The organism is Escherichia sp. 94.0001, assembly GCF_013369155.2.
In the GTDB taxonomy this organism is placed as follows: domain Bacteria; phylum Pseudomonadota; class Gammaproteobacteria; order Enterobacterales; family Enterobacteriaceae; genus Escherichia; species Escherichia coli_F.
In genome coordinates, this window is sequence record NZ_JABWMS020000244.1 from 1 (window position 1) to 420 (window position 420).

A 420-nucleotide genomic window follows, 5' to 3' on the forward strand; every position below is an offset into this window, starting at 1 on the left:
TCACCAGGATACTCTGCAGCCCCTTCACCGGACCTTCAATCGGCCCTTCACCAATGGCATCAATCACGCTCATCATCTGCGTGGACTTAAGATTGTCCTTTGCCTCAACCGGCGTGTGTGCCCTGCCGCCACCTTTACCCACTCGGTCCCCCTCTCCTGTCTGATGTCTGAATCTGTTTATGCCCCAAAAACGACAGGCACCCCGGAGGGTGCCTGTGTCATGACGGAATAAAATTTCTGAATTTCTTCACATTTTCTGTACGCCCCCGTGGCAGATATCATTCCCGGGCGTTACAGTTTTTTCGGGCCAATAAAAACAAAACTCCCTGTGGTTAATCTTCATTTTCTGTTCCCGCAGCCTTCGGTCACTGCGGGATTTTTTCGCTTTTATGCCTGCCGCCCGATAACCACCACCTTCCC

At 51.9% G+C, this 420-nt stretch carries 1 protein-coding gene; it reads right to left on the minus strand.

Annotation, left to right across the window (positions count from 1 at the left end; all coding sequences use genetic code 11):
* A partial coding sequence (locus HEN33_RS27245; protein WP_194873596.1) for a hypothetical protein occupies nucleotides 1-142 on the minus strand: 142 nt, incomplete at its 3' end.
* Nucleotides 143-420: the final 278 nt, after the last annotated feature.